Genomic DNA, 3,754 nt, shown 5'->3' with positions numbered 1-3,754 from the left:
AGCGGCGTGGGCGCTCGAAGGCACGCGCGCCAGTGACGCGCAAACCGTGCCCTCTAGCCCGCGGGGAAAGGGGCTTGAACCGCGCGCTTACTCCAGCGCCGCCTTCACCGCCGCCGGGTCGGCCAGCGCCTGTACCTGGCGGATCAGGCGCACGGTGTTGCCACCGAGGATGGCGCCGATCTGCCGCTCGTCGTAGCCGGCATCGAGCAGCGCCTGCACCACCTTGGGCAGCGCGGTGATGTCCTCGTAGCCATCGACGCCGCCGCCGCCGTCCCAGTCCGCGCCCAGGCCGACGTGCTCCCAGCCGGCCACCTTGATGATGTGCAGCAGGTGGCGCATGTAGTCGTCGAAATCGGCCTTGCGGATGTGGTACTTCGCGTCCAGCTCCGCCATGCGCGCCTTGAGCTGCACGCGCTCGGCGTCGCTCAGGTCGTCGCGGTCGCCGAAGGATTCGTAGAGCTTGCGCCGCTCGGCGCGATACTCCGGGGTGGCGCCGGTGTCGATCAGGTAGCCGCCCAGCGAGTTCACCTGGATCACGCCGCCCTTCCTGGCCAGGGCGCGGATGCGCTTGTCGTCGATGTTGCGCGAATGCGCGAACACATCGAACGCGCCGCTGTGGGAGAGGATGATCGGCGCCTTGCTCAGTTCGAGCATCTGGTCGAACACCGCGTTGGAGGCATGCGACTGGTCGATGATGATGCCCAGCCGGTTGGCTTCGGCGATCATCGCCTTGCCCTTCTCGCTCAGGCCGCCGTGCTCGCCTTCCGGCGCCACGCCCATGCCGGCCGAGTCGGCGAAATCGTTGTGGCTGATGTGCGCCAGCGAAATCATGCGCAGCCCCTGCTTGTAGTAGAAGCTGAGCAGGCTGGGGTCGTACTCCAGCGGGTAGGCGTTCTCCATGCTGATGTAGACCGACTTCTTCCCGGCCGCCTTGATCCGCGCCGCGTCGTCGGCGGTGGTGGCCAGTTCAAACTTGTCCGGGTTGGCGGCGACCATCTCGCGGATCTCGGACAGGCGCCGGAGGCCGGCGTCGCGCGCCTTCAGGTTGCCGGCGGCGTCGCGTTCGCCCTGGCCGGTGAACACCACCCAGAAGCCGCCGTCCAGCCCGCCCTCGACCATGCGCGGGTAATCGATCTGCGAACCGTCGTCCTGGAAGCCATGGCGGTCGGTGATCTTCCAGCCCGGCCTGGAGAACAGCGCCGGCGTGTCGAGATGGGTGTCCAGGTTGATCGCCTGGGCCTGGATCGCACGCGCGCGTTCGGAAATCTTCGCCGGGCCGGTGCCGGCCTGCGCGGTGGCGGCGAAGGCCAGCAGCAGCGCGGCCGACAGCGCGCCGGCCCTGAACGTCGTATCGAACTTCATGGCTCTCCCTTCGGAACGGATCGTCCCGCATTCTTGCATGCGCCCTGCGCGCGCTTGCAGGCCATTGGTCATGGATGCCGCGGCGCATGGCAGCGCCCGGCGCGAAAGGGGACAATGGGCGCATTCCCCGCCACGCAGCGATGCCATGTCCCTGAACCATGACCAGTCCCACGCCCTGTTCACCCGCGCGCAGCTGCTGCTGCCCGGCGGCGTCAACTCGCCGGTGCGCGCGTTCAAGTCGGTCGGCGGCGAGCCGTTCTTCGTGCAGCGCGCCGATGGCGCCTGCCTGTTCGACGTGGACGGCAACCGCTACATCGACTACGTGGGCAGCTGGGGCCCGATGATCGTCGGCCACAACCACCCGGCAGTGCGCGAGGCGGTGCAGCAGGCCATCGGCAACGGCCTGTCGTTCGGCGCGCCGTGCCCGGCCGAGGTGACCATGGCCGAGACCATCATCCGGCTGGTGCCCTCGTGCGAGATGGTGCGCATGGTCAACTCCGGCACCGAGGCCACGCTGTCGGCGATCCGCCTGGCACGCGGTGCGACCGGCCGCGCCAAGATCGTCAAGTTCGAGGGCTGCTACCACGGCCACGGCGACTCGTTCCTGGTCAAGGCCGGCAGCGGCATGCTGACCCTGGGCGTGCCGACCTCGCCCGGCGTGCCGGCCGGCCTGAGCGAACTCACGCTCACCCTGCCCTACAACGATTTCGACGCCGCCACCGCGCTGTTCGAGCAGCAGGGCGGCGAGATTGCCGGCCTGATCATCGAGCCGGTGGTCGGCAACGCCAACTGCATCCCGCCGCGCGCCGGCTACCTGCAGCACCTGCGCGAACTGTGCACGAAACACGGCACGCTGCTGATCTTCGACGAGGTGATGACCGGCTTCCGCGTGGCGCTGGGCGGCGCGCAGGCGCACTACGGCATCACCCCGGACCTGACCACCTTCGGCAAGATCATCGGCGGCGGCATGCCGGTGGGCGCCTACGGCGGCCGCCGCGCGCTGATGCAGCAGATCGCCCCGGCCGGCCCGATCTACCAGGCCGGCACGCTGAGCGGAAATCCGGTGGCGATGGCCGCCGGCTTGGCGATGCTGGAGCTGATCCAGCAGCCGGGTTTCCACGATGCGCTGGCCGCACGCACCGCACGCCTGTGCGAAGGCCTGGAAGCGGCCGCGCGCGAGGCCGGCGTCGCCGTCACCACCACCTGCGTCGGCGCGATGTTCGGCCTGTTCTTCACCGACGAGAAGGTGGAGACCTACGCCCAGGCCACCGCCTGCGACATCGCCGCGTTCAACCGCTTCTTCCACGCGATGCTGGAGCGCGGCGTGTTCCTGGCGCCCTCGGCCTACGAGGCCGGCTTCCTGTCCAGCGCGCACGACGACGCGGTGATCGACGCCACCCTGGCCGCCGCGCGCGAGGCGTTCAAGGTCGTCGCCGCCTGACCGCCACCCCGTAGGAGCGACTTCAGTCGCGAAGGGGACTTCCCGGAAAAGCCCCATCGCCACTGAAGTCGCTCCTGCCGTGTCCCGATGATTCCCACCCTCCACGCCCTGCTGCTCGATTTCGACGGCCTGCTCGCCGATTACGACCACCCGCGCCATCTCCGGCATCTGGCGGAGGCCGCCGGCTGCGCGCCGGTGCAGATCGACGCGGTGCTGCGTGGCGAAGGGCTGGAACTGGCGCACGCACGCGGCGAACTCGATGGCGATGCCCTGCTGCAGGCATTGAACACCCGCCTCGGCAGCCGGCTGTGCGCCGACGACTGGCTCGCCGCCCGCACCCACGCCAGCATCCTGCGCCGCGACACGCTCGCCCTGCTGCAACGGCTGCGCCCGGATGTGCGCGTGGCCGTGCTGACCAACAACGGCCACTTGAGCGCGGCCGCGATCGCCCCTCTGCTGCCCGGCATCGACGTGCTGTGCAGCGCCGCGCTGGGTGTACGCAAACCCGACCCGCGCATCTACCTGGCCGCGACCGGAAAGCTCGGCTGCGCACCGGCACGCACGCTGTTCGTCGATCACCTGTTCCGCCACGTGCAGGGCGCACGCACTGCCGGCCTGCAGGCCGATACCGCGCACCACACGCAATCACTGCGTCGCGTGCTGCGCCGTTACCGGCTGCTCTGATTACCTGCCGGGCGCGGCCCGCCCTGCGAAACCACCTTCGTTGCAGGACGCGAGCCGCCCCAGCGGGTGACATCGCCGCAGAGCAAAAAGGGATCGTGCTCTCCCTGCGTCACACGCCAGCAGACACATGACGCGGCAACGCGGCTCGTTCAACCTGGCCGTGGTCAACGTGCTGGACAGGAAGCCCTGGCGCCACGCCTCGGAGAAGTGGTGGCCGTACGCGGACATCAGCAAGTACAACCCAGCCGGCGCCGAGTATTTCGTCAC

At 69.4% G+C, this 3,754-nt stretch carries 3 protein-coding genes; 2 read left to right on the top strand and 1 reads right to left on the bottom strand.

Going from position 1 to position 3,754, the window contains the following annotated elements:
• Window positions 1–87 precede the first annotated feature (87 nt).
• The gene (locus CQ393_RS17925) at window positions 88–1,362 is read right to left on the bottom strand and encodes a membrane dipeptidase (protein ID WP_153193673.1); all 1,275 of its coding nucleotides are present in this window, start codon (window positions 1,360–1,362) and stop codon (window positions 88–90) included.
• Window positions 1,363–1,513: 151 nt separating this feature from the next.
• Between CQ393_RS17925 and hemL the strand changes: the two genes are divergently transcribed.
• Entirely contained in the window at window positions 1,514–2,803 is a 1,290-nt protein-coding gene (hemL, locus tag CQ393_RS17920) for a glutamate-1-semialdehyde 2,1-aminomutase (RefSeq protein ID WP_153193675.1), read from the top strand.
• 87 nt (window positions 2,804–2,890) lie between these two features.
• Window positions 2,891–3,487 carry an HAD-IA family hydrolase gene (locus CQ393_RS17915; RefSeq protein WP_153193671.1) on the top strand — a complete coding sequence of 199 codons (597 nt, stop codon included), beginning with the start codon at window positions 2,891–2,893 and terminating at the stop codon, window positions 3,485–3,487.
• The last annotated feature ends 267 nt before the right edge of the window (window positions 3,488–3,754 follow it).

The organism is Stenotrophomonas sp. MYb238 (assembly GCF_009496535.1).
Taxonomy (GTDB): Bacteria; Pseudomonadota; Gammaproteobacteria; order Xanthomonadales; family Xanthomonadaceae; genus Stenotrophomonas.
Note: the sequence above shows the minus strand (reverse complement) of the source record. Positions and strands in the feature narration are given on the sequence as shown.